Source organism: Pseudomonas quercus (assembly GCF_012033695.1).
GTDB lineage: Bacteria > Pseudomonadota > Gammaproteobacteria > Pseudomonadales > Pseudomonadaceae > Aquipseudomonas > Aquipseudomonas quercus.
Genome location: NZ_JAAVJI010000005.1, coordinates 109,818 through 133,128 on the forward strand (window position 1 = coordinate 109,818; position 23,311 = coordinate 133,128).

At 60.5% G+C, this 23,311-nt stretch carries 19 protein-coding genes; 7 read left to right on the forward strand and 12 right to left on the reverse strand.

Translation table 11 applies throughout. The annotated features are described in order from the left end of the window. Positions 1-80 precede the first annotated feature (80 nt). The 6 genes from HBH25_RS11020 to mreB all read right to left on the reverse strand — a co-directional run bounded on the left by HBH25_RS11020 (position 81) and on the right by mreB (position 8,892). Positions 81-3,923: a YhdP family protein gene (locus HBH25_RS11020; protein WP_168083965.1), complete on the reverse strand. Its 3,843-nt coding sequence runs from the start codon at positions 3,921-3,923 to the stop codon at positions 81-83. A 31-nt stretch (positions 3,924-3,954) separates the two neighbouring features. Further along, positions 3,955-5,412 (reverse strand): ribonuclease G, encoded by a 1,458-nt coding sequence (rng, locus tag HBH25_RS11025; RefSeq protein WP_168083966.1) that lies wholly within the window; start codon positions 5,410-5,412, stop codon positions 3,955-3,957. Positions 5,413-5,481: 69 nt separating this feature from the next. Further along, the gene (locus HBH25_RS11030; RefSeq protein WP_168083967.1) at positions 5,482-6,084 is read right to left on the reverse strand and encodes a Maf family protein; all 603 of its coding nucleotides are present in this window, start codon (positions 6,082-6,084) and stop codon (positions 5,482-5,484) included. A 24-nt stretch (positions 6,085-6,108) separates the two neighbouring features. After that, positions 6,109-6,597 (reverse strand): rod shape-determining protein MreD, encoded by a 489-nt coding sequence (gene mreD / locus HBH25_RS11035; protein WP_168083968.1) that lies wholly within the window; start codon positions 6,595-6,597, stop codon positions 6,109-6,111. Further along, positions 6,597-7,688: a rod shape-determining protein MreC gene (gene mreC / locus HBH25_RS11040; protein WP_229631893.1), complete on the reverse strand. Its 1,092-nt coding sequence runs from the start codon at positions 7,686-7,688 to the stop codon at positions 6,597-6,599. Before mreC ends, mreD begins: the two co-directional genes overlap by 1 nt. Before the next feature lie 166 nt (positions 7,689-7,854). After that, complete coding sequence (gene mreB, locus HBH25_RS11045; protein ID WP_168083969.1) at positions 7,855-8,892, reverse strand: rod shape-determining protein MreB; 1,038 nt, start codon at positions 8,890-8,892, stop codon at positions 7,855-7,857. A 202-nt stretch (positions 8,893-9,094) separates the two neighbouring features. Here mreB and gatC point away from each other — a divergent pair, with 202 nt between their 5' ends. The 5 genes from gatC (at position 9,095) to HBH25_RS11070 (ending at position 13,835) form a co-directional block, all read left to right on the forward strand. Further along, a complete protein-coding gene (gene gatC / locus HBH25_RS11050) occupies positions 9,095-9,382 on the forward strand; it encodes an Asp-tRNA(Asn)/Glu-tRNA(Gln) amidotransferase subunit GatC (protein ID WP_168083970.1) in 288 nt (95 codons plus the stop codon). 16 nt (positions 9,383-9,398) lie between these two features. After that, entirely contained in the window at positions 9,399-10,850 is a 1,452-nt protein-coding gene (gatA, locus tag HBH25_RS11055; RefSeq protein WP_168083971.1) for an Asp-tRNA(Asn)/Glu-tRNA(Gln) amidotransferase subunit GatA, read from the forward strand. Between the two features lie 12 nt (positions 10,851-10,862). Continuing rightward, the gene (gene gatB, locus HBH25_RS11060) at positions 10,863-12,308 is read left to right on the forward strand and encodes an Asp-tRNA(Asn)/Glu-tRNA(Gln) amidotransferase subunit GatB (RefSeq protein WP_168083972.1); all 1,446 of its coding nucleotides are present in this window, start codon (positions 10,863-10,865) and stop codon (positions 12,306-12,308) included. 65 nt (positions 12,309-12,373) lie between these two features. Continuing rightward, positions 12,374-12,745 carry a septal ring lytic transglycosylase RlpA family protein gene (locus HBH25_RS11065; RefSeq protein WP_168083973.1) on the forward strand — a complete coding sequence of 124 codons (372 nt, stop codon included), beginning with the start codon at positions 12,374-12,376 and terminating at the stop codon, positions 12,743-12,745. Positions 12,746-12,788: 43 nt separating this feature from the next. Continuing rightward, positions 12,789-13,835, forward strand: coding sequence for a calcium/sodium antiporter (locus HBH25_RS11070; RefSeq protein WP_420708473.1), 1,047 nt, complete (start codon positions 12,789-12,791; stop codon positions 13,833-13,835). Here the strand turns inward: HBH25_RS11070 and HBH25_RS11075 are convergent. The 6 genes from HBH25_RS11075 to HBH25_RS11100 form a co-directional block, all read right to left on the reverse strand. Next, entirely contained in the window at positions 13,832-14,773 is a 942-nt protein-coding gene (locus HBH25_RS11075) for an AEC family transporter (RefSeq protein WP_168083974.1), read from the reverse strand. The genes HBH25_RS11070 and HBH25_RS11075 overlap by 4 nt on opposite strands. A 95-nt stretch (positions 14,774-14,868) precedes the next feature. Beyond that, on the reverse strand, positions 14,869-15,780 hold the full coding sequence (gene kdgD, locus HBH25_RS11080) for a 5-dehydro-4-deoxyglucarate dehydratase (RefSeq protein WP_168083975.1): 912 nt from the start codon (positions 15,778-15,780) through the stop codon (positions 14,869-14,871). Between the two features lie 227 nt (positions 15,781-16,007). Further along, entirely contained in the window at positions 16,008-16,754 is a 747-nt protein-coding gene (locus tag HBH25_RS11085; RefSeq protein ID WP_168083976.1) for a FadR/GntR family transcriptional regulator, read from the reverse strand. Positions 16,755-16,814: 60 nt separating this feature from the next. Further along, positions 16,815-18,548 (reverse strand): ABC transporter ATP-binding protein/permease, encoded by a 1,734-nt coding sequence (locus HBH25_RS11090; RefSeq protein ID WP_168083977.1) that lies wholly within the window; start codon positions 18,546-18,548, stop codon positions 16,815-16,817. A gap of 74 nt (positions 18,549-18,622) precedes the next feature. After that, positions 18,623-19,186: a response regulator transcription factor gene (locus HBH25_RS11095; protein ID WP_168083978.1), complete on the reverse strand. Its 564-nt coding sequence runs from the start codon at positions 19,184-19,186 to the stop codon at positions 18,623-18,625. Next, positions 19,179-20,441, reverse strand: a complete 1,263-nt coding sequence (locus HBH25_RS11100; RefSeq protein WP_168083979.1) for an ATP-binding protein — start codon at positions 20,439-20,441, stop codon at positions 19,179-19,181. Before HBH25_RS11100 ends, HBH25_RS11095 begins: the two co-directional genes overlap by 8 nt. Before the next feature lie 217 nt (positions 20,442-20,658). Here HBH25_RS11100 and HBH25_RS11105 point away from each other — a divergent pair, with 217 nt between their 5' ends. Both HBH25_RS11105 and HBH25_RS11110 read left to right on the forward strand, forming a co-directional pair. Further along, a complete protein-coding gene (locus HBH25_RS11105; protein WP_168083980.1) occupies positions 20,659-21,360 on the forward strand; it encodes an SIMPL domain-containing protein in 702 nt (233 codons plus the stop codon). 269 nt (positions 21,361-21,629) lie between these two features. After that, complete coding sequence (locus HBH25_RS11110) at positions 21,630-23,231, forward strand: ABC transporter substrate-binding protein (RefSeq protein WP_168083981.1); 1,602 nt, start codon at positions 21,630-21,632, stop codon at positions 23,229-23,231. The last annotated feature ends 80 nt before the right edge of the window (positions 23,232-23,311 follow it).

Genomic DNA, 23,311 nt, shown 5'->3' on the forward strand with positions numbered 1-23,311 from the left:
AGGCTGACACAGGGCCTTGTGCAAGAAGCTATGCCCGCATCCTAGCGCACTCGATTCAATGGGGCTAACTATCGACGTGATCAATGCGCTTTGTCGAAAGGGCGGTCAAACGTAAGTTTGGGCTCTTTTAGCGTGCCTTCAAGGCGGTACTTGACACTGACCAGGCGCGACACGCGGTCCCCTAGCAGTTTGTCTACCAGGAACAGGGCTCCGCCAATGGCCGGCGCGCCTGCAATGAGCGCGGCCAGGGGCAAGTTGGTGCTTACCGGCAGGGAGACAAGCAGGCGGGCGTCTACGCGGTCTGCGGCCATGTCCAACGTGCCATCGAGTTCCAGGTTACTCGAGGGCCCCGCCACCGTAATCGGCGTTCGCGTCACGTATACCCCATCACTGGCCGCCAACTGGCCCTTGACCTTGTCGTAGCTCAACCCCCTATCCCACAAGTCGGAAAAGTCCAGGCGCAGGCGCCGCCCGATGGCATTGAAATTGAGCAGGCCGAACACGCGCAGGGCTTGCGCACCACCTTCCACTTCCACGAACTGACCACGGTTGAGCGTTGCACCAAGGCTGCCTGAATAACGCTTGGGCGACGCCCAGGCTGGCGACCCAGGCCAGCGGCCGTCGATGTCGACCGCAAAGTCTTTGCTGGTGACAGAAGGCGCAAATCGCCAGGCTTTGAGTACGTCAGCCAGGTTGCCCCCGCTCACGCGGCCTTTGAACCAGCTCGCTGTGGAGCCAGGGGCACCCTCCCAACTGCCATCGCCTTGCAACTGCATGCCTTTGAGGCCCAGGTTCAGGTCATTCAATGCCAACCCTCGCGCTGACGGGCGCAGCTTGAGCGACCAGGCGCCCACCAGGTCATCACCTTGCCAAAGCCGCGCGATGTGCACGTTGGTCGCAGGCAACGTATGGGGGTCCACGTCTGCCAGCGGGTCTGGCGTATCTGGCGGCTCGGGCGCCGTCGGATCATCGGGTGCAGGGGCAGGCAAATGAATGTCCTGCATATCGATGTCCAAAGGTACCGAGGCGCTGTCTGGCAGGGTTGCGCGCCCTGTCACCTGCGAGCTGTTGACCTGCAGCAACCACGCCTCAGGTGCGCGATCCAGGCGCACCCTGGCCTGTTCCAGAGACTGCCCAAACGCACTCAGGTGCCCGATGGTCACGTCTGCGCCGCTGATGGTTGAGCTGGCCATCGCCGCATTGGCAGTTGGTGCACCAGCCTTTGCCGTCGCAGGCAGGTAACGGTCACGAACGGCTTGCCACGCTTTGAGGTCTAGCGTGTCAGCTGCACCTCGAATACGCAGGCCTGTACCCTGAGGCAGCCGTGGTGTGCCCTCTCCCAGCCACAGCTCGCCTCGGCTGGCGCCGATAGGTGCAGTGAACCGTCCTTCGGCCGGCTGATAGATAAAGCTGGCAAGGTTGGCGTAAGCGACCCGCAGTTGAGGGGCACTGCCCTGCAGGTCCAGTTCCACATGGGCGGAGCGGCTGTCTTCGGGCGCCTTGCCATAAGGGCTAGGCAGGTCCACCGTTACCCCCTTAAGGGGGGAGTCCACTACCAACTGGCTGTTGGCGTTCAGATCCAACCGCAGTTGGTAGGGGAATTCCCCGCTGACGGGCAACGCCTGTGTAGCGCCCAACCAGCTGCCAAGAGTGGCAACGTCCATTCGGCCGCCTACGTTTATCTGGGTGAACAGCGCCCCCGGGGCGCCAAGCGCAGCGATACTGCCTGTAAAGGCTTTTCCAAGGGCCTGGCCCTCCACGCTTTGCGCTGACAGCCCTTTATCCAGGTCGAAACGGAAAGCGCCTTTGAGCTGGCTGAGTTCCAGTACCGGCTGGGGGATTTTCAAACGTGCACCACTGGTGTTGAAGTCCACCACCACCTTGGGTGCCTGGCCATGGGCCAAGGGAATGTCCAGGTCCACGCTGCCTTGCAACGGCCCCTCCGCTTCCCAGCCTGAGAACACTTCGCCGGTACCTATGGGGGCGGTTTGAAGAATGTTGATGCCATCGCCTAGGGGACCTTCGAACGCACCCTGTACTGTAAGGTGTGGTGCTTGCCCCTCCGGTACATGGGGTACTTTTACCTTCACACCGCTCAGGGCGGTATTCAACAACGTGCCGCGGCTGGCATTGATGCGAACATCACCGTCCTGGATGTACACCTTGCCGTCTACACCATGGAGCGCCGGCCAGCCAGGCTGGAAGGCAAGCGTTGCGTTGTGTACGTTGAAAAACAGGCTGATGCTGCGCGCATGGTCCGGGGCGGCATGGGCCAGAGACCCTTGGTATTGGAAATAGCCTTCCCCTACGCTGCCCTGCTGTACAGCGCTGCGTAGCCAATCCGCTACCTGTGGGCTTAGCGCTTCTGGCAAGTACTTGGCGGTATAACGACCGTCTCCGTCATGCAACCCAACACGAAGGTCCATGTAAGGCTCCAGGCCTTCGCCAAAAGGCAGCCGAATCATGAAATCAGCCGCGATCTTTCCCTCCTCGCCCAGCACCTGAATCACAGGTGCCACTAGGCTGAAACCTTCGCTGTTCAAGTGCCACTGAAGCCGCGCGTGGGCCTCTTTGTAGTGCCACTGCTGCTTGAAGATAGGCCACAGGTGCAACATGAAGTCATCGCTTGCCAGGCGCAGCTCACCCTGCCCCAGATCGCCGCTGATACTTCCGCTCACGTTGGCAGCGCCGGGTGCGCCGTGATAGGCCTGGAAAGCCACTTGTTCCAGGTTTGCTTCGAACTCGAGGCGGCGGTCGCCTGTTTCCTGCGGGCGTAACGTAAGCTGCAGGTTGCGCAGGGCGCCACTAGGTTTAAGGGTGTCCACCGCAAGCGCTGCTTTGTCTGGCCACGGCATATAGGCATCCAGCAAAGGCAGCAAGGGGCCGAGATCAAGGCGGTCCGCTTGCACCTGCCACGCCTCGCCCGCTTGCACGGCTTTGATATGGGTTTCCCACCGTTGCCCCTTCAGGCTCATGGCCAGCGGCTGGGCCACGGCGATATAGCCTTCGCCCGTGCGCTGTAGCCAGGCCGTAAGGGCAATGTCTTCTGCAGCAGCAGGCGCACGGCCTTCGATGCCCCCCTTAACACGCGGGGCATTCAGGCGCAAAGTGGCGCTGGCCAGGTGCTGCTGCGCCCAACTCAGCCACACCTCTCCTCCCGCTTTCAATTCAGCGAAGCGCCACTGGTTCAGGAGGCTGGCGGGCACCCATTGGGCCCAGTCACTCTGGGGCAAACTGATGTAAGCCTGAGCAGAACCGTCTTGCCAGTGTGCCTGCTCGGCCTGAGCACGCAGTTGTACGGCTACCGGTTTGCCGTCCGGCAAGTGGAACCGGGCGTCCAGCCGCTGCTCGCCTGTCAACGTTCGCAGGCTCAGGCCCAGGTAGGTGAGCGCCATAGGGTCTCGCTGCCATGGCCGCACGGTTAACTGGCTATCCACCACATTCAACTCACCCAGCTGCCGCAGGTGAGCCAGGGCCACGCCAGGGTCGAAGGGTGTAGGATCCGGGTTGCTGGCCATGCCCTGTATGGCCCAGTGGCCATCGCCGTCCTGCTGCACGGTCAACTGCACACCCTCAAGCTGAAGGGTGGCCACATGAGGCTCTAGGGTGATCAGGCTGCGCCACAGCGCCGGTACTACCCGTACCTGCTCCAGATGCAGTACGCCAGCGCCTGTACCGAGGGTTACATTGTGCGCAACAATGATGGGTGCCAGCCCGCCCCAGGTGCCTTCAAGCCTGCCGATCTCAACCGGCATGTTCAGCGCTTGGCTCGCCTTCAATGCCAGCGCAGGCCGGTAGTCGCTCACCATGGGCAGCAGTTGCCGCCCCAGGCTTACATACAGGGCCAACAGGATCAGGCACAGGGCGCAGGCGCCGAGGCCCCAGCGGACTAGCACGCTGGCGACTTGTGTCAAACGTGCCATTCGAAGGGCCTTGTACCGTTACGCCAATGACTCAGAGCAGCACCACATCGTATTGTTCCTGCGAGTACATGCTCTCGACCTGGAAACGAATGGTGCGGCCAATGAAGGCTTCCAGTTCCGCGACGTTACCGGACTCTTCATCCAGCAACCGATCGACCACCTTCTGGTTGGCCAATACACGGTAGCCCTCTGCCTCGTAGGCCCGCGCCTCGCGCAGTATTTCCCGAAAGATTTCGTAGCAGACGGTTTCCGGGGTTTTCAACTTTCCCCGGCCCTGGCAGCAGGCACAGGGTTCGCACAGCACCTGTTCAAGGCTCTCCCGGGTGCGCTTACGGGTCATTTGCACCAGGCCCAGCTCGGTAATACCAATGATATTGGTCTTGGCGTGGTCGCGCTCCAGCTGCTTTTCCAAAGTGCGCAGTACTTGGCGCTGGTGATCCTCATCCTCCATGTCAATGAAATCGATGATGATGATGCCGCCAATGTTGCGCAGCCTTAGCTGCCGTGCAATAGCGGTAGCCGCCTCTAAATTGGTCTTGAAGATGGTTTCCTCAAGGTTGCGGTGCCCCACGAATGCGCCGGTGTTCACGTCGATGGTGGTCATGGCTTCCGCCGGGTCTACCACAAGGTAGCCACCGGACTTGAGCGGCACCTTGCGGTCTAGCGCGCGCTGTATCTCGTCTTCCACTGCATACAGGTCGAAAATGGGCCGCTCGCCGGGGTAGTGTTCCAGGCGATCAGCGATCTCGGGCATCAGCTCTTCGACGAACTGCGTGGTTTTTTGAAAGGTCTCCCGCGAGTCGATGCGAATTTTCTCGATCTTGGGGTTTACCAAGTCACGCAGAGTGCGCAGGGCAAGGCCCAGGTCTTCATAGATGACGGTGGGCGCCCCTACGGTTTTGATCTGGGTAGCGATCTGCTCCCAGAGGCGGCGCAGGTAACGGATGTCCATCAGGATTTCTTCAGCGCGTGCGCCTTCGGCCGCCGTGCGCAGTATGAAGCCGCCGCTTTCCTGAATGCCTTCCTTCGCCACGCAATCGCTTACTACCTGCTTGAGGCGGTCACGTTCAGCTTCTTCTTCGATTTTCAGCGAGATACCCACATGGCTGGTACGCGGCATGTACACCAGGTAGCGGGAGGGAATGGACAGCTGGGTGGTCAGCCGCGCACCCTTGGAGCCGATGGGGTCCTTGGTGACTTGAACCACTAGGCTCTGCCCTTCATGAACCAATGCACTGATAGCTTCCACCGCAGAGCCTTCGCGCAGTGAAATTTCTGAGGCATGAATAAAGGCGGCACGCTCCAGGCCAATATCGATGAACGCTGCCTGCATGCCGGGCAGCACCCGTACCACCTTGCCTTTGTAGATGTTCCCGACAATGCCACGGCGCTGAGTGCGCTCCACATGCACTTCCTGCAGCACACCGTTTTCCACCACCGCTACCCGGGATTCCATCGGCGTGATGTTGATGAGGATTTCTTCACTCATGACAGGCTCTCGTCAGAACAGTGGCCCATGATGCCCGGACTGGCGACGCAGCGCGACGCCAGCGTACGCTCACCCTACGAAACCTGGTACGGAGGCCGGCTGCCAGCAGGCAACGCCGAAGCGCGCCAGCAGTGCGGCCGTTTCGCACAGCGGCAGCCCAACCACGGCGGAATAGCTGCCCTCTATAGCCTCTACGAACACGGCACCCAGCCCCTGGATAGCGTAGCCACCGGCTTTGTCCACAGGCTCGCCACTGGCCCAGTAGGCTTGGATTTCGTGATGAGAAATGTGCCGGAAGCGTACCTGGGTGCTGACGCAGCACACTTCAGTGCGTGTCTCGGTGCACAAAGCTATGGCCGTGAGCACGTGATGCGTGCGACCACTCAGGGCGGCCAGCATGTGGGCAGCCTGCTCGGCGCTGACGGGCTTGCCGAAGATTTGACCTTCGCACACTACGGCCGTGTCTGCGCCCAGTACCACAGTGCCCGATGGCGCCTTGGCCAGGCCAGCAGAGGCCTTGGCAGCCGCCAGGCGCTGTACGTAGGCATCAGGGGCTTCTTCGGGCAGAGGCGTTTCATCAATGCTCGCCTGTACCGTAGTGAAAGGCACGCCAATTTGCGCGAGCAGTTCGCGGCGGCGGGGGGAGCCGGAAGCCAGGCACAGGTCGGTCATGGGTACGGCTCCGTGAAACGCGGGTCAGTGGATGTTGAAGCGGCGCCGCAGGCCGCGCAGGCCGTAACTGACCCAAGGCCACAACAGGGCGCTGGTCACCGCTGGCAGCACCAGCGCCAGGGTGGGCTGGCGATTACCGGTAAGGGCACTCAGCCAGAGCTGCACCAGTTGCATCACGCCTAGCACCACGAAAATCACCAGGCTCTGCTGCCACATGGGGAACATGCGCATGCGTTGCTGCAGGGACAGCACCAGAAAGGTGGTAAGGCTGAGGATAAGGGCATTCTGGCCAAGCAAGGTGCCGTAGAGCACGTCTTCGGCCAGCCCGAGTATCCAGGCCGTGGTCATGCCAACCTTGGCTGGCACGTTCAAGCACCAGAACGCCAGCAACAGCGCCAGCCATAACGGGCGTAACACTTCCATGAACTGTGGAAGCGGCGACACGCTCAGCAGCAGGCCGATGGCGAAGGTCAGCCAGACGATCCAGCCGTGGTTGCGCCGGGTATTGACCATCAATGCGCTCCTTCAGGCGTGGTAGGTGCGGTGTGGGCCGGCCGCGCGGTAGAGGATGTGCCGTGAGGCTGGGTAGCCGCCGGGGTACTTGCTGGATGGGTAGAGGTGGCAGGTACGGTGGTGGCAGGCGTACTGGTTGCAGGGTGCGCCCCCGAATGCGTGGGCTGAGCCGTGCCAGCAGGGGTTGAAGGCGCAGGCGTAGCCGCCGCAGGTGCCGAGCCGGCTGGCGCGGCCGCCGGGGTGGCTACCGCACCGCCCTCCTCGGCCTGGGCAGCCTCTGCCGCACGCTGCTCTGGCGTGCGGCTGTCCGAGAACACCAACAGCACGTAGCGGCTGCGGTTCAGGGCGGCGGTAGGTACGGCACGAACAATCGCGAAAGGCTGCCCGGAATCGTGGATCACCTCCTTCACCATGGCAACCGGGTAGCCCGCTGGAAAGCGCTGCCCCAGCCCGGAGCTGACCAGTAGGTCCCCTTCCTTGATATCGGCAGTGTCGGCCACATGGCGCAACTCAAGCCGCTCGGGGTTTCCTGTGCCGCTTGCGATCGCCCTCAACCCATTGCGGTTCACTTGCACAGGAATGCTGTGAGTGCTGTCGGTCAGCAACAGCACGCGCGAAGTGTAGGGCATCAGTTCGACCACCTGCCCCATGAGGCCCCGTGCATCTAGAACGGGCTGGCCCAGAGACACACCGTCACGTTCACCCTTGTTGATCAGGATGCGATGGGTAAAGGGGTTGGGATCTACGCCGATCAGCTCAGCGACTTCAACCTTTTCGTTCACCAGCGTGGACGAATTCAATAGCTCACGCAGCCGCACATTCTGCTCGGTGAGGGCGGCCAGCTTCTGCAAACGCCCTTGAAGCAGCAAGGCTTCGGTCTTGAGCTTTTCGTTTTCGGCAATCAGCTCGGTGCGGCTGCCAAACTGGCTGGCGACACCCTGATAGAGCCGCTGAGGCAGGTCAGTGACCCAGTAGGCCTGCATCAACAGCAGCGACATCTGGCTACGGACCGGCTTGAGCAGCATGAAGCGCGCGTCCACTACCATCAGCGCCACCGAGAGGACGGTGAGCACCAGCAGGCGGACAATCAGCGAAGGCCCCTTGGAGAACAGCGGTTTAATGGGCTGTTCCTCCCGGGCAGTAGGACGAAAGATCAGTCATGGAACGGCGCCGCGATAAAAACGGAAAACACGCGAGCGCCCGAGGCCGCGGCAACACCAACAGGCATTGCTCCACGGCACCAGGCGCCGCCCTGGCTCATTCGCTGGAGAGCAGGTCCATGGTGTGCTTGTCCATCATTTCCAGTGCACGGCCACCGCCACGTGCCACGCACGTAAGCGGGTCTTCAGCCACGATCACCGGCAGGCCGGTTTCCTGAGCCAGCAGTTTGTCCAGGTCCCGCAGCAACGCACCGCCGCCGGTCAGCACCAGGCCGCGCTCCGCAATGTCGGAGGCCAGCTCGGGTGGAGACTGCTCCAGGGCGCTTTTAACGGCCTGGACGATGGTGGCCAGCGACTCCTGCAAGGCTTCGAGCACCTCACTGGAGTTCAGCGTAAAGGCACGTGGAACGCCTTCAGCCAGGTTACGGCCGCGAACATCGACTTCGCGCACTTCGCCGCCTGGGTAAGCGGTGCCGATTTCCTGCTTGATACGCTCAGCAGTGGACTCGCCAATAAGGCTGCCGTAGTTGCGACGCACGTAGGTCACGATGGCTTCGTCAAAGCGGTCGCCGCCGACACGGACGGACTCTGCGTACACCACCCCGTTCAGGGAGATCAAAGCGATTTCGGTAGTACCACCACCGATGTCGACCACCATGGACCCGCGGGCCTCCTCGACCGGCAGGCCGGCACCGATGGCCGCAGCCATGGGTTCCTCGATCAGGAACACTTCACGGGCACCAGCGCCCAGTGCCGACTCGCGAATGGCACGGCGCTCCACCTGGGTGGACTTGCACGGCACGCAGATCAATACACGAGGGCTGGGCTGCAGAAAGCTGTTCTCGTGAACCTTGTTGATGAAGTACTGAAGCATTTTTTCGCAAACGCTGAAGTCGGCGATAACGCCGTCCTTCATCGGACGAATGGCTGCAATATTACCCGGGGTACGGCCGAGCATGCGCTTGGCTTCGGTCCCGACGGCCACAACGCTCTTCTGGTTTCCGTGGGTACGGATGGCAACCACCGAGGGCTCATTCAGGACGATACCGCGCTCACGCACGTAGATAAGGGTGTTGGCCGTTCCCAGGTCGATGGACAGATCGCTGGAAAACATGCCACGCAGTTTCTTGAACATGGAGAAGTGACCCTGGCAACGCGTGGGTAAAAAAGTGCGGCAAACTCTAACAACGGTAGGGATTTTGGGCAAGGCGCCAATATGTTAAATTGGCTGTTTTTCCGGGCACACGGCCCCACGATCGCAGCTCTGTGCCAGCATTTTCGTAGCTTTGCCCCCTGTCGGGCGGACACTTTCCGCCTGTCTTTACTGGAGATCCCCCATGGCGCTCGAACGCTCCGACGTGGAAAAGATCGCCCACCTGGCCCGCCTCGGGCTGCGCGAGGCCGATCTTTCCAGCACCCTTGAGGCCCTGAACCGCATCCTGGGGCTTGCAGACCAGATGCAAGCCGTCGATACCCAGGGTATCGCGCCACTGGCCCACCCCCTGGAAGCCAGCCAGCGCCTGCGCATCGACAGGGTTACCGAACACAACCAGCGCGACGCCTACCAGGCCATTGCACCGGCCGTAGACAGCGGCCTGTACCTGGTACCGAAAGTCATCGAGTAAGGGAAAACCGCCTGCCATGCATCAATTGACCCTGGCCGAGATCGCCCGCGGCCTTGCCGCCAAGCAATTCTCCTCCGAAGAGCTGACCCGCACCCTCCTCGCCCGTATTCAGGCACTGGACCCACAGCTCAATGCCTTCATCACCGTGACAGAAGCGCTCGCGCTGGAACAGGCGCGCGCCGCCGACGTACGGCGCGCCAATGGCGATAACAGCCCATTGCTGGGCGCACCTATCGCCCACAAGGACCTGTTCTGTACACGCGGCATTCGCACCAGCTGCGCTTCGCGCATGCTCGACAACTTCGAAGCCCCCTACGATGCCACCGTGGTAGAAAAACTGGCAGCGGCGGGCGCCGTGACCCTGGGCAAGACCAACATGGATGAGTTCGCCATGGGGTCGGCGAACGAAAACAGCTATTACGGCCCGGTGAAAAACCCCTGGCAGTTGGAGCATGTCCCCGGGGGGTCTTCCGGGGGCTCGGCAGCCGCCGTGGCAGCGCGCCTGCTACCGGCCACCACCGGCACCGATACAGGCGGTTCCATTCGCCAGCCGGCGGCCTTCACCAACCTCACCGGGCTCAAGCCTACCTACGGGCGCGTGTCGCGCTGGGGCATGATCGCCTATGCCTCCAGCCTGGACCAGGCCGGCCCGCTGGCGCGTACCGCCGAGGACTGCGCCCTGCTGCTGCAGGGCATGGCTGGGTTCGATCCGAAGGACTCCACCAGCATTGACGAACCCGTGCCGGACTACACCGCCACGCTGAACGACTCCCTGGAAGGCCTGCGCATCGGCGTACCCAAGGAGTACTTCGGCGCCGGCCTGGACCCTCGCATTGGTGAGCGCGTACAGGCCAGCATTCGGGAACTGGAAAAGCTGGGGGCCGTGATCAAGGAGGTCAGCCTGCCTACCATGCAGCATGCTGTGCCCGCCTACTACGTGATCGCACCCGCGGAGGCCTCGTCCAACCTGTCCCGATTCGACGGCGTACGCTTCGGCTACCGCTGTGAAAGCCCTGTGGACCTGACCGACCTGTACAAACGTTCTCGTGGCGAGGGCTTCGGCCCGGAAGTACAGCGCCGGATCATGGTCGGCGCCTATGCGCTCTCCGCAGGTTACTACGACGCCTACTACCTCAAGGCTCAGCGCATTCGCCGCTTGATCAAGAACGACTTCATGGCCGCCTTCCAGGACGTGGACGTGATCGTCGGGCCTACCACGCCAAACCCGGCCTGGAAGCTCGGCGCCAAAGGCAGCGACCCGGTCGCCGCCTACCTTGAGGATGTGTACACCATTACGGCCAACCTGGCCGGCCTGCCAGGCCTGTCCATGCCCGTTGGCTTTGCCGATGGCCTGCCGGTGGGCGCGCAACTGCTGGCCCCGTATTTCCAGGAAGGGCGGCTGCTGAACATCGCACACCGTTATCAGCAGATCACCGACTGGCATCTCCAGTCGCCCGAAGGCTTCTGAGGAGCTCCACACATGCAATGGGAAGTCGTGATCGGGCTGGAGATTCATACCCAGCTCTCGACCCAATCGAAGATTTTTTCGGGCAGCGCCACCACCTTTGGTGCCGACCCCAACACCCAAGCCAGCCTGGTAGACCTGGGCATGCCTGGCGTATTGCCCGTACTGAACGAGGAAGCCGTGCGCATGGCCGTGATGTTCGGCCTGGCCATTGAAGCCGACATCCGCCCGCAGAACGTGTTTGCCCGCAAAAACTATTTCTACCCCGACCTGCCCAAGGGCTACCAGATCAGCCAGATGGACCATCCCATCGTGGGCAAGGGCCACTTGGACATCACGCTGGAAGACGGCACCGTCAAGCGCATCGGCGTGACCCGTGCACACCTGGAAGAAGATGCCGGCAAGAGCCTGCACGAAGACTTTGCGGGGTCCTCCGGTATCGACTTGAACCGGGCCGGCACCCCGCTGCTGGAGATCGTTTCCGAACCGGAAATGCGCTCTGCCAAAGAGGCCGTGGCCTACGTGAAAGCCATGCACGCCCTGGTGCGTTACCTGGGTATTTGCGACGGCAACATGGCCGAAGGCTCGTTGCGCTGCGACTGCAACGTGTCCATTCGCCCCAAAGGGCAGGCGGAGTTCGGCACCCGTTGCGAGATCAAGAACGTCAACTCGTTCCGCTTCATCGAACGTGCCATCAATAGCGAAGTGCAACGCCAGATCGAGCTGATCGAGGACGGCGGCCGGGTGATCCAGGAAACACGCCTGTACGATCCGAACAAGGACGAAACCCGCTCCATGCGTAGCAAGGAAGAAGCGAACGACTACCGCTACTTCCCGGACCCAGACCTGCTACCCGTGGAAATCGCGCCAGCCTTCCTGGAGGCCGTACGTGCGTCCTTGCCTGAACTGCCCCCCCAAAAGCGTGAGCGTTTCCAGAGCCAGTATGGCCTGTCCGCGTACGACGCTACCGTACTGGCGTCCAGCCGCGAACAAGCCGATTACTTCGAGCAGGTGGTTGCGCTATGCGGTGATGCCAAGCTGGCTGCCAACTGGGTGATGGTGGAGCTGGGCAGCCTGCTCAACAAGCAGGGCCTGGACATCGAGCAATCGCCGGTCAGCGCCGAACACTTGGGCGGCATGCTGGTGCGCATCCGGGACAACACCATTTCCGGAAAGCTCGCCAAGGTGGTCTTCGAAGCCATGGCCAATGGCGAGGGTACGGCGGACCAGGTCATCGAAACCCGCGGCTTGAAGCAGGTCACCGACAGTGGCGCCATCGAAAAGGTGCTGGACGACATGCTGGCGGCCAACGCTGAGCAGGTAGGCCAATACCGCGCCGCCGACGAAGCCAAGCGTGGCAAGATGTTCGGGTTCTTTGTGGGCCAGGCGATGAAGGCTTCAAAAGGCAAGGCCAACCCGCAACAGGTGAACGAACTGCTCAAGCGCAAACTTGAGGGCTAAACGTGCCGCCAAACTGGCCGCTGCTTTACAGGCGGCCAGGACCGCTATCGCATAAGGACCAACCCATGCGGCGCCTGATGTTCTTAACCGCTGGCCTGCTATTGCTGGCCGGTTGCGCCAGTGATAACACTCCGTTGGAGCGAGGGCAGGGCCAGGAAGGTGTGGCCTCCTACTACGGCGCTCGGCACCAGGGCAAACGCACGGCCAGTGGTGAGCGCTTCGATCAGAACAGCCTGACCGCTGCTCACCGTAGCCTGCCCTTCGGCACCGAAGTACAGGTGACCAACCTGAGCAATGATCGCACGGTGGTGGTGCGTATCAACGATCGGGGGCCTCACGCACGCAACCGAATCATCGACCTGTCTCGCAATGCTGCGCAACAGCTGGGCATGACTGCCTCCGGCACTGCTCGCGTGCGTATCGAACGCCTGGACTGACGGAGGCCCTATCGCCGAGCTCGCTGCCCTGCCACCCTTGAGCCTGCTGCAATTTGCAGCGGGCGTATCGATGCTGATAGTGGGTGCCGAACTGATGGTGCGCAATGCCCTTCGATTGGCAGCCCGGGCCGGTGTTCGCCCCTTGATGGCGGGCCTGCTGTTGATGGCACTGGGCAGCAGCGCGCCACAGCTGGCCATCAGCTTAGGGGCTGTCGACGCTGGCGCACCGGATATCGCCTTGGGCAGCCTGGTGGGCGGTACGCTGTTCAACCTGCTGGTAACGCTGGGGGTGTGTGCGTTGGTTGTGCCACTTCGGGTGTCTTTGCCCGTGGTACGTGTGGATGTACCTTTGGTGATTGGCGCTGCAGCGCTGCTCTATGGCGTATCCCTGGACCAGCACCTGGGCACATGGGAGGCGATGGTCCTGCTGGCAGGGTGGGTGTTCTACCTGGGCGTGGCAGGCTGGCAACTTCGACAAGGCAAGCGGCCGGTGCCCTTGGCCCTCAAACATGAACGGTCAACGACCGCCACAGTGGTTCGCCTGGCCGCTGGCATCGCGCTGCTGACCCTGGGGGGCCAGTGGCTACAGGGCGCCGCCGTTGCCTTTGCCAATGAACTCGGCCTGTCCGAGCGGGTGATGGGGCTTACCGTGGTCGCCGTGTGTGCCTCGCTGCCACCGCTGATGATATCGCTATTGGCTGCCTGGCGAGGCGAGCGCGAGCTGGCAGTCGGCAATGTGATTGGAAGCAGCTTGTACAACCTCACGGGCGTACTTGCTATCACTGTGCTTGCCAGCCCTGGCGGGGTGTCCGTGTCGCCCAACAGCCTGTCATTCGACTTGCCGGCATTGCTGGGCGCCGCCCTGCTCACCTGGCCGCTGTTCCGCCTGGGTTACCGGTTGACCCGGCTGGAAGGCCTGCTGTTGCTGGCGCTGTACGGCGTGTATGGCCTGCACCTCATAGCGTTCAGCACGGGCATGCCCCTGGCGACTCGCCTGGAGCGGCTAGTGCTGGTGTACCTGCTACCGGCGTTGGTGATACTGGTCTGTGCGGGCGCGTGGCGGTATCGGCGCCGCAGCCGTGTGCGTTAAATCCAGCCACCCCAATGCAATAAGAAGATACCAATGTTAGTGGTGAGGATGGCAGCAATGGTCGTGATCACCACGATGGTCGCCGCCAACCGATAGTTGCCGTTGGCCGCCCTCGCCATCACATAGCTGACCGAGGCGGTAGGCGCCCCGAAGTAAAGGAAGAGGATGCCCAGGTCTGCACCACGGAAACCGCATAGCCAGGCACCCAGCGTAGCCACGAGGGGCAACGCAACCATCTTCACCAGGCTGGCACTGATCGCCATTCGGCTGCCTGCGCGCAAGGCAGAGAGTGAAAGGGTGCCACCGATGCAGATCAGCGCCAGTGGCAAGGTCATATTGGCGAGATACCCGGCCGACTTGTCCAGCCAACCAGGTAGCGGAATGCTCCAGATCGCGAAGGGTACCGCTGCCAGTACGCCGAGAATAAGCGGGTTGCGAACGATCCCTACCGCAAGGCTGAGCGGGTCGGATTTCATGGTAGGGCTGTAATAGGCCAGCACCACGGATGACAGGCTGTTATAGAGCACGATCAGCACTGCTGCCAGGATCGAACCCACCGCAATGCCGTAATCTCCGTACATACTGGCCGCCAGGGCCAGGCCAATGATGCCGTTGTTGCCCCGGAACGCGCCTTGAACGTAGATGCCACGGTCCTCCACCGGGCAATGCCAGCGCGCCCACAGCCAGATAAGCGCAAAACTGACCGCGGTCGCTACCGCGAAATAGGCCAGCACGCCCAGCTGCAGCGCTTCATTTAAATTGGCGTGGATGATGCCCAGGAACAGCAGGCACGGCATGGTGACGTTGAACACCAGCTCAGACGCGACCTTAATGAACCCGTCGTCGATCCAGTGCACGCGCTTGAGCAGCAACCCCATGAACAGCATCGCGAACACCGGGGCGGTGATGTTCAGTGTTTCAAGGAAAATGCCAAGCATGCGGGAGGCGGTCCGTTAGCGGTCGGTAATCACATGATAAGTCACTGGAACGAAAAAACGCGCCGAAGCGCGTTTTTCGTCAAGGGCGTTACACGTTATTGCGGGCCCAGCTTGTCCATCAGGGCCGCGAGCATTTCGTATTCTTCGCCAGTGAGGTCAGTGAGCGGTGTACGCACTGGGCCGGCATCGTAGCCAGCGATCTTGGCGCCTGCCTTGACAATACTGACCGCATAGCCGGCTTTGCGGTTACGGATATCCAGGTAAGGCAGGAAGAAGTCATCGATCATTTTGCCCACGGCTACATGGTCATCTGCCGCAATGGCGTGGTAGAAGTCCATGGCCAGCTTAGGCACGAAGTTGAACACTGCCGAGGAGTAGACCGGCACGCCCAGTGCCTTATAGGCAGCCGCGTACACTTCTGCAGTGGGCAGGCCGCCCAGGTAGCTGAAGCGATCACCCAAGCGACGGCGAATGCTGACCATCAGCTCAATATCACCCAGGCCATCCTTGTAGCCGATCAGGTTAGGGCAACGCTCGGCCAGTTTTTCCAACTGCGGTGCATTCAGGCGGCACACATTGCGGTTGTAGACGATAACGCCAATGTTTACAGACTTGCACACCGCTTCCACATGGGCGGCTACGCCGTCCTGCGATGCTTCGGTGAGGTAGTGAGGTAGCAACAACAGGCCCTTGGCGCCCAGGCGCTCGGCTTCCTGTGCGTATTCAATGGCTTGGCGGGTAGCACCGCCAACACCTGCAAGAATCGGCACGCTGGTTGCGCAGGTATCGACTGCGGTTTTGATGACTTCGGAGTATTCACTGGCCGCCAGGGAGAAGAACTCACCGGTACCGCCAGCAGCGAACAAGGCGCTGGCGCCGTACGGGGCAAGCCACTCCAGGCGCTTGATGTAGCCCGCGCGATTGAAATCGCCCTGAGCATTGAAATCGGTAACCGGGAAGGACAGCAGGCCGGCAGAAAGGATGGACTTGAGTTCTTGTGGAGTCATTGTAGTGAACACCCTGGTGCGCTGTAGAACGAAAACCGGCGTTGGCCGATGTTGTAAGTCATCGTACAACTAGTAAGAAAAAGCAGCAAGGGGTTGTCTGTAGATTCGTTGGGAGACAGTGCTATAGGGACGAAAAGGATCGTTTGAATCCGATTAGCCATGCGGCGCGGCAGGTTCCCGGCCTCCGCCTTCGGCTACGACCGGTCCCACCATGGGTAGCGCCTGGCTTACGCTGGCCTGGCGGCTTCTTCGTGAGCCTGGCGCAAGCGCTCGCGGCTATTGGTAAGGTGCAGGCGCATGGCTGCGCGGGCAGCGTCGGCATCCTGGCGAGCGATGGCATCGAAAATCTCTTCATGCTCGCGGCTCAGGCGCGTCATGTAGTGCTGCTGGTCGTCATGGGCCAGCCGCGCAGAATTCAGCCGCGTGCGTGGAATGATGCTGGTGCCCAGGTGGGTCATGATGTCCGTAAAGTACCGGTTACCCGTGGCCAATGCGATTTGCAGGTGGAACTGGAAGTCCGATGCCACCGCATCGGTTGCGTGGGCAGCGCTTTCATTAAGGGCGTCCAGCGCTGCACGCATGGCAGTGAGCTGCTCCTCGCTACGGCGGTGGGCCGCCAGGCCGGCGGACTCCACCTCAAGGCTGATACGCAACTCAAGCACTGCTAGCACGTCACGCAAGGTGACGATGGTCGCCGGGTCGATACGGAACCCGCTGGGGCTTGGGGTATCCAGCACAAAGGTACCGATGCCATGACGGGTTTCAACCTGACCGGCCGCCTGCAAACGGGAAATGGCTTCGCGGACCACCGTGCGGCTAACGCCCTGCTCCTCCATGATTGCCGACTCGGTGGGCAATTTATCGCCGCGCTTGAGCTGGCCATTACGGATGCGCTCGCTCAGGATGGCTACCAGTTCCTGAGCGAGGCTGCGGGGTTTTTTGCGGGCGCGTGGTGGGGCGCTCTGATTATCCATAGATAAAGCCAGTCTCGGGGTTGATCAGCCGCCATCATAGCGCAAAAGCCCCTTGGACGATCACACTAGGCTGTGTACCTCTTGCGCCTGCAAATACCCCTTTTCAATGCGCACCAGGCGCGGGTGGAAGCGCTGCAGGCTGCTGCGATGGCCCACGCTTAAAATGCCCAGGCCAGGCAGTGTATCGATAAGCCCTTGGTAGAGCGCGGCCTCATCCTCCTCGTCCATGGCTGATGTGGCCTCATCCAGGAACAACCACTGAGGTTTGTACAGCAGCGCCCTGGCAAACGACAGGCGCTGCTGCTCGCCGGGGGATAACAGGCGCTGCCAATGGTTGGGCTCATCAAGACGCGTGGCCAGATGGCCGAGGCGACAGCCCTCAAGCGCTTCGCGATACGCCTCATCAGCGTAGGCATCGCCCGCCAAGGGGTAGCTCAACGCTTCACGTAAGGTACCGATGGGCAGGTAGGGTTTCTGGGGCAGGAACAGTGAACGCTCCGCTGGCATATGAATGGCCCCGCTGCCTTGTGGCCACAAGCCGCCCATTGCACGCAACAGGGTACTCTTACCGCTGCCAGAGCGGCCGCTCAGCATTACGCGCTCGGCGGGGGTAATAGCCAGGTCAGCCTTGTCGATCAGGGTACGGCCATCGGCCAGCCCTAACGTAACGTTGGCTACCTCTAAGCCATTGCCCTCACGATGAACCTCGATACACGTAGGGCGCCTCTCGTTTTCATCCATAGCCTTCTGAAAACTTAGCAGACGGTCACACGTGGCTCGCCATTCGGCCAGGGAGGAATAGGCCTCAATAAACCAGCTCAAACTGTCTTGTACATTGCGAAATGCAGAATTTATCTGCATCAATTCACCTAGGCTGATTTGGCCCGAGAAATAACGAGGCGCTGCTACAACGAAGGGAAAAATTATAGCGATTTGGCCGTAGCCGCTCGTAAAGAAGGTCAAGCGCTTCTGTACCTTCATCAAAGACCAGAAGTTGCTCCATACACGTCCAAAGCGGTCGATCAAACGTGCTTGCTCATTGGGCTCGCCATTGTACAAGGCAATGCTCTCGGCATTTTCTCTTATACGCACCAGTGAATAACGCATGTCGGCTTCAAAGCGTTGTTGGCGATTATTCAAAGGAATCAGGCGACGGCCAATAAGGTGAGTTAACCAGCTTCCGATAAAAGCGTACAGCAGGGCCGTCCAGAACATATAGCCAGGAATGGCAAGCCCCGCGATTTCTATGCTGCCGGATACATTCCACAAAATGATTGAAAAGGATGCCAGGCTTACCAGATTGCTCATTAACCCCAAGCCAAGGGATAGCGTAGTAGACGTAAAGCTGTTGATGTCTTCGCTGATGCGCTGGTCAGGGTTGTCCGTGTGGGCGCCGGTTTCCAAATGATAGAAATTCTTGCTGCCCAACCAGCGGGAAAAATGCTGCTCAGTGAGCCAGCGGCGCCAGCGAATAGTAAGCATCTGAGTAAGGTACTGGCGGTATACCGCACTTAGAATAGCGATGGCCGCGATGCCAGAAAAATAAAGAATAAGGTGCTTGAACGCCTCTAGGTCTTTATTTTGCAGTGAATTGTAAAAATCGCGGTTCCAACTATTTAACAGCACCGAAATGCCGACACTGAACAGCGACAGCACTATTACCGCACCCAGCAGCAGCCAGGCCTTGCCTTTTTCTTCACTGCGCCAGTAAGGCGTGATCATGTTCCAGACGCGGCGCAGAAAATGCCCGCGTACAGCATCGTTCACTGTGGTGTATTCAGCGTTTTCGGTCATGGTGTGCTCAGCGCATCAGGTGCCCGCCAGCCCACTTAGGCATGTGCGGGCAAGGCATAAAAAAGTCTGGGGGTTCAGCGCCTGACAGGTCGCTTCTGCAGCTTTCTCTGCAGCGTACGCCGGTGCATGCCCAGCGCCCGTGCCGTGGCCGAAATGTTGCCTTCGTGTTCAGCCAGCACACGCTGAATGTGCTCCCACTGCAAGCGGTCTACGGACATCGGATTTTCTGGCACCAAGGTGTCAAGGTCCGCATGTTCGGTCAGCAGCGCAGCCAGCACATCATCTGCATCGGCGGGTTTGCACAGGTAGTTGCAGGCACCGCGCTTAATGGCTTCGACGGCGGTCGCAATGCTGGAATACCCCGTGAGGATTACCACACGCATTTCTGCATCCAGCTCCAGCAACTGGGGCAATAGCACCAGCCCGGAATCGCCTTCCATTTTCAGGTCCAGCACGGCGTAATCCGGAAGGTCCTGCTGGGCCAGCGTCAGCCCTTCTTCGGCCGAGCCTGCAGTGCTTACCCTGAAGCCACGGCGGCCCATGGCGCGTGCCATCACGCGCGTAAAGGTAGCGTCGTCGTCTACCAACAGCAGATGAGGCAGTTCCTCGCCCTCTGCAGCCTGGGGTTGATCAGTCATGTGTATCTCCTCGTGCGTCGCGCGGCAGGCGCAGCTCGGTAAGCGTGCCCCCGTCTTCGTGACTGTAGAGCCTTACCGAGCCACCGGCGCGTGTGACGCTGGCCTTGCTCAAGAACAGGCCAAGGCCGAAGCCTTTGCCCTTGGTGGTGAAGAAAGGTTTACCGATTTGTTCAGCTATGGCCAGAGGTACGCCCGGCCCGTGGTCGCGAATTCGAATGAAGATGTTTTCATCGTCCCACTCCAGGCGCACTTCAAGCCCGTTCGGGCAAGCATCTGCAGCGTTGTTGAGCAGGTTGAGCAACGCCTGAGTTAGGTCGGCGGGGGGCGACACCCGCGGGATGCTGCCCTGCCCCAGGCGCTGCAGCCGATACGTGGCTTCCGGGCGCATCAGGTGCCAACGGTCCAAGGCCTCATCCAGCCACGCTGTAACCTCCAGTTCGACCACGTCCTGCCGCCGATTGGCTTCGGCAGCACGCACCAGTTGCTGCAAGGTCTGCTTGCACAGCTGCACCTGGTCCTGAAGTACCTGAAGATCGTCCTGCAAAGCTGGGTCGTTGTGGTCCTGGCGCATTTCCTTGAGCAGCACGCTCATGGTTGCCAAGGGTGTACCCAGCTCATGGGCTGCACCGGCAGCCTGCGTAGCGACCGCCAGCAGTTGCTGATCCCGCAAGCCCTCCTCGCGGCGCTGAGCGCGCCATTCCTGCTGGCGGCGCAGCTCTTCGGCCATGCGCGCCGCGAAAAACGTGATCACCGCTGCCGCCAGGGCAAAACTGAGCCACATGCCATAGATTTGCATGTTCTCCCGGGCAGCGAGGTAGGTTTCCAGCGGAACGAACCGCACCAGCAGCACGGTGTAACTGGCCAGGGCCAAGCCGGAGAGCAACAGCGAGTACAACCACGGTAGTGTGACGGCGGCAATGGTCAGTGGCACCAGGTAGTAGGACACGAACGGGTTGGTGCTACCCCCGGCGTAATACAGCAGCACGCTGTGAATCAAGAGGTCGCATGCCAGTTGCAGGGCGTATTCCAGCTCCGTGACAGGCAGGCGACTGCGAAGGCGCAGTGCGGTCAATGCACACAGCACCAGCGAACAGCACAGGGTGGCGCTTAGCGGCCCCCACGGCAATGGCAGCAGGTGGGTGAGGTAGGCAAAGCCGACCGAGCCGGCCTGGGCGCCCAGCACCAGAATGCGCACGAATGTCAGGCGCCAGAGGTTCTGGCGAGTAGCGGACAAGGGCGGAGCTACAACGGGCATGGCATATCCGGCAAAAATGCGTTGGCAAGGAGGGTTGCAGTATAACGGCGTTGATTCAAACCGGCAGCGAAGGTTCGTGACCGATGCTCCTGCCCACGCACTGCCCTCCTGCCGTGTGTGTATGTGTGTGTAGCGCAAGCAGCATTGCACCGGCATCGGAACCGCACGTGCCTGGCCAAGTCCTAGAACAACGATACACACAAGGAAGGAACACCTCATGCCCCTTACCCTCCGCCGTTCTGCCTTGGCGTTCTGCCTGGCTGCCCTGTCAGTGCCCGCCCTGGCAGACGAGCCGCGCTACAACCAGGTTTCCCTGCACGCTGAAGCGACCAAGGAAGTTGCTCGCGACCTGATGAGCGTGACTCTATTCAGCGAAGCCCAGGACACTGACCCTACCCGCCTGGCTGAAACAGTGACCAAAAGCCTTAACGAAGCGTTGGCCAAGGCACGGGAAGCCAAAGGCGTAACCGTGCGCCAAGGCAGCCGCAACAGCAGCCCAGTGTATGACGACAAGGGTCAGGCGATCGTGGCGTGGCGTGAGCGCGCAGAGCTGCGCCTGGAAAGTCAGGACTTCCCCGCACTGGCCAGCCTGACCGGTGAGCTGCAAAAAAGCCTGAAGCTGGCCAGCATGGATTTCAGCATCGCCACCGCCACTCGCCAGCAAAGTGAAGACGCACTGATCAAGGACGCTATTGCAGCCTTCAAGGCACGCGCAGATATTGCGCGCCAGGCCATGGGTGCGCAGAGCTACAAGGTCGTCAACCTAACGCTGAACAGCAGTGGTGCATCCCAACCTTACTTGCGCGCGCCCATGCTGATGAAAGCAGCCCGCAGCGATGCGGTGACACCTGATGTAGAGGCAGGTACCACCGAGGTAACAGTCAGTGCCGACGGCACGGTTGAATTGCAGGTGCAATAAGGTTCAACCCGCCCTACGCTTTGCACCATATCAGTGCAAAGCGTAGAAAGGCTGCACTCGGTAACGGCGAAACGGCGGATTATTTGATCAGCTGACGCATCATTTCGCCTAAAACTTACATCTATGCGACATTACAGTACGTCCGTACCGCATTTTCGGAAGACTCTTACCCCCAAGCATTGCATTAGGTATGGCCCCTGCATAAGTATCGGCAGGACGGCCCATAAGGCCCTCCCTCTTTTCGAAAAAAAGACAACAATGAGGCCCCCATGCTCAAACACGCAGTCATTCCGTTCCTGGTCGGTGCAGGCCTGCTTGCCGTTACGCCGCTGAGCCAAGCCGCTTCGAACCTGGTGTTCTGTTCGGAAGGGAGCCCCGCAGGCTTCGATCCAGGCCAATACACGACCGGTACGGATTTCGACGCTTCGGCTGAAACCATGTTCAACCGCCTCACGCAGTTCCAGCGTGGCGGCACCCAGGTAGAACCAGGGCTGGCAACCAGCTGGGATGTCTCTCCAGACAACCTGACCTACACCTTCCACCTGCGCCAAGGCGTGAAGTTCCACACCACCGACTACTTCAAGCCCACTCGCAATTTCAACGCCGACGACGTGCTGTTCACCTTCAACCGCATGCTCGACAAGGACATGCCGTTCCGCAAGGCCTACCCTACTGAATTCCCGTACTTCACAGACATGGGTATGGACGCGAACATCACCAAGCTTGAAAAGCTAGATGACGCTACCGTTCGCTTTACCTTGAAAGACGTGGATGCCGCCTTCATCCAGAACCTGGCCATGAGCTTCGCATCCATCCAGTCTGCCGAGTACGCCGACAAGCTGCTCAAGGAAGGCAAACCGGAAAACATCAACCAGCAGCCGATTGGTACCGGGCCGTTTGTGTTCAGCCGCTATCAGAAAGATGCGCAGATCCGCTACAAGGGCAACAAGGAGTATTGGAAGCCGGATGACGTTCGCATCGACAACCTGATCTTCGCCATTACCACCGATGCCTCGGTGCGCATGCAGAAGCTGAAGAAGAACGAGTGCCAGGTCACCGCCTACCCTCGCCCGGCAGACATCAAGCCATTGGAAGAAGACAAGAACCTGCAGATGCCCCATCAGGCGGGCTTCAACCTGGGCTATATCTCCTACAACGTGACCCACAAGCCACTGGACAACCTCAAGGTTCGCCAGGCGCTGGACATGGCAGTCGACAAGAAGCACATTCTGGAAGCCGTTTACCAGGGCGCAGGGCAATTGGCTGTAAACGCCATGCCGCCGACCCAGTGGTCCTACGACACCAGCATCAAAGATGCAGGCTTCGACCCAGAAAAGGCCAAAGCCCTGCTCAAGGAAGCGGGCGTTGCCGAGGGCACTGAAATCCAGCTGTGGGCGATGCCGGTACAGCGCCCTTACAACCCCAATGCCAAGTTGATGGCCGAGTTGCTTCAACAGGACTGGGCCAAGATCGGTATCAAGGCCAAGATCGTCAGCTACGAATGGGGCGAGTACATCAAGCGCGCCAAGGCCGGTGAAACCGATGCCATGCTCATTGGCTGGAGCGGTGACAACGGTGACCCGGACAACTGGCTGGGCACGCTGTTCAGCTGTGACGCCCTCAATGGCAACAACTTCGGCAAGTTCTGTAACCAGGACTACGAGAAGCTGATCAAGGGCGCCAAGGCGACTGTTGATCAAAGCAAGCGCACCGAGCTGTACAAACAGGCACAGCAGTTCCTGAAACAGCAATTGCCGCTGACTCCCATCGCGCACTCCACGGTGTACCAACCCATGCGCGCCAACGTGCAGGATTTCAAGATCAGCCCGTTCGGCCTTAACTCCTTCTATGGCGTGGGTATCAAAGACTAAGTGTCAGCCATGGCTACGCCGAAGTTTGGCGTAGCCGGCTGAACGCTCGTACAACACCTTCGGATACAGCGTATTTAGCG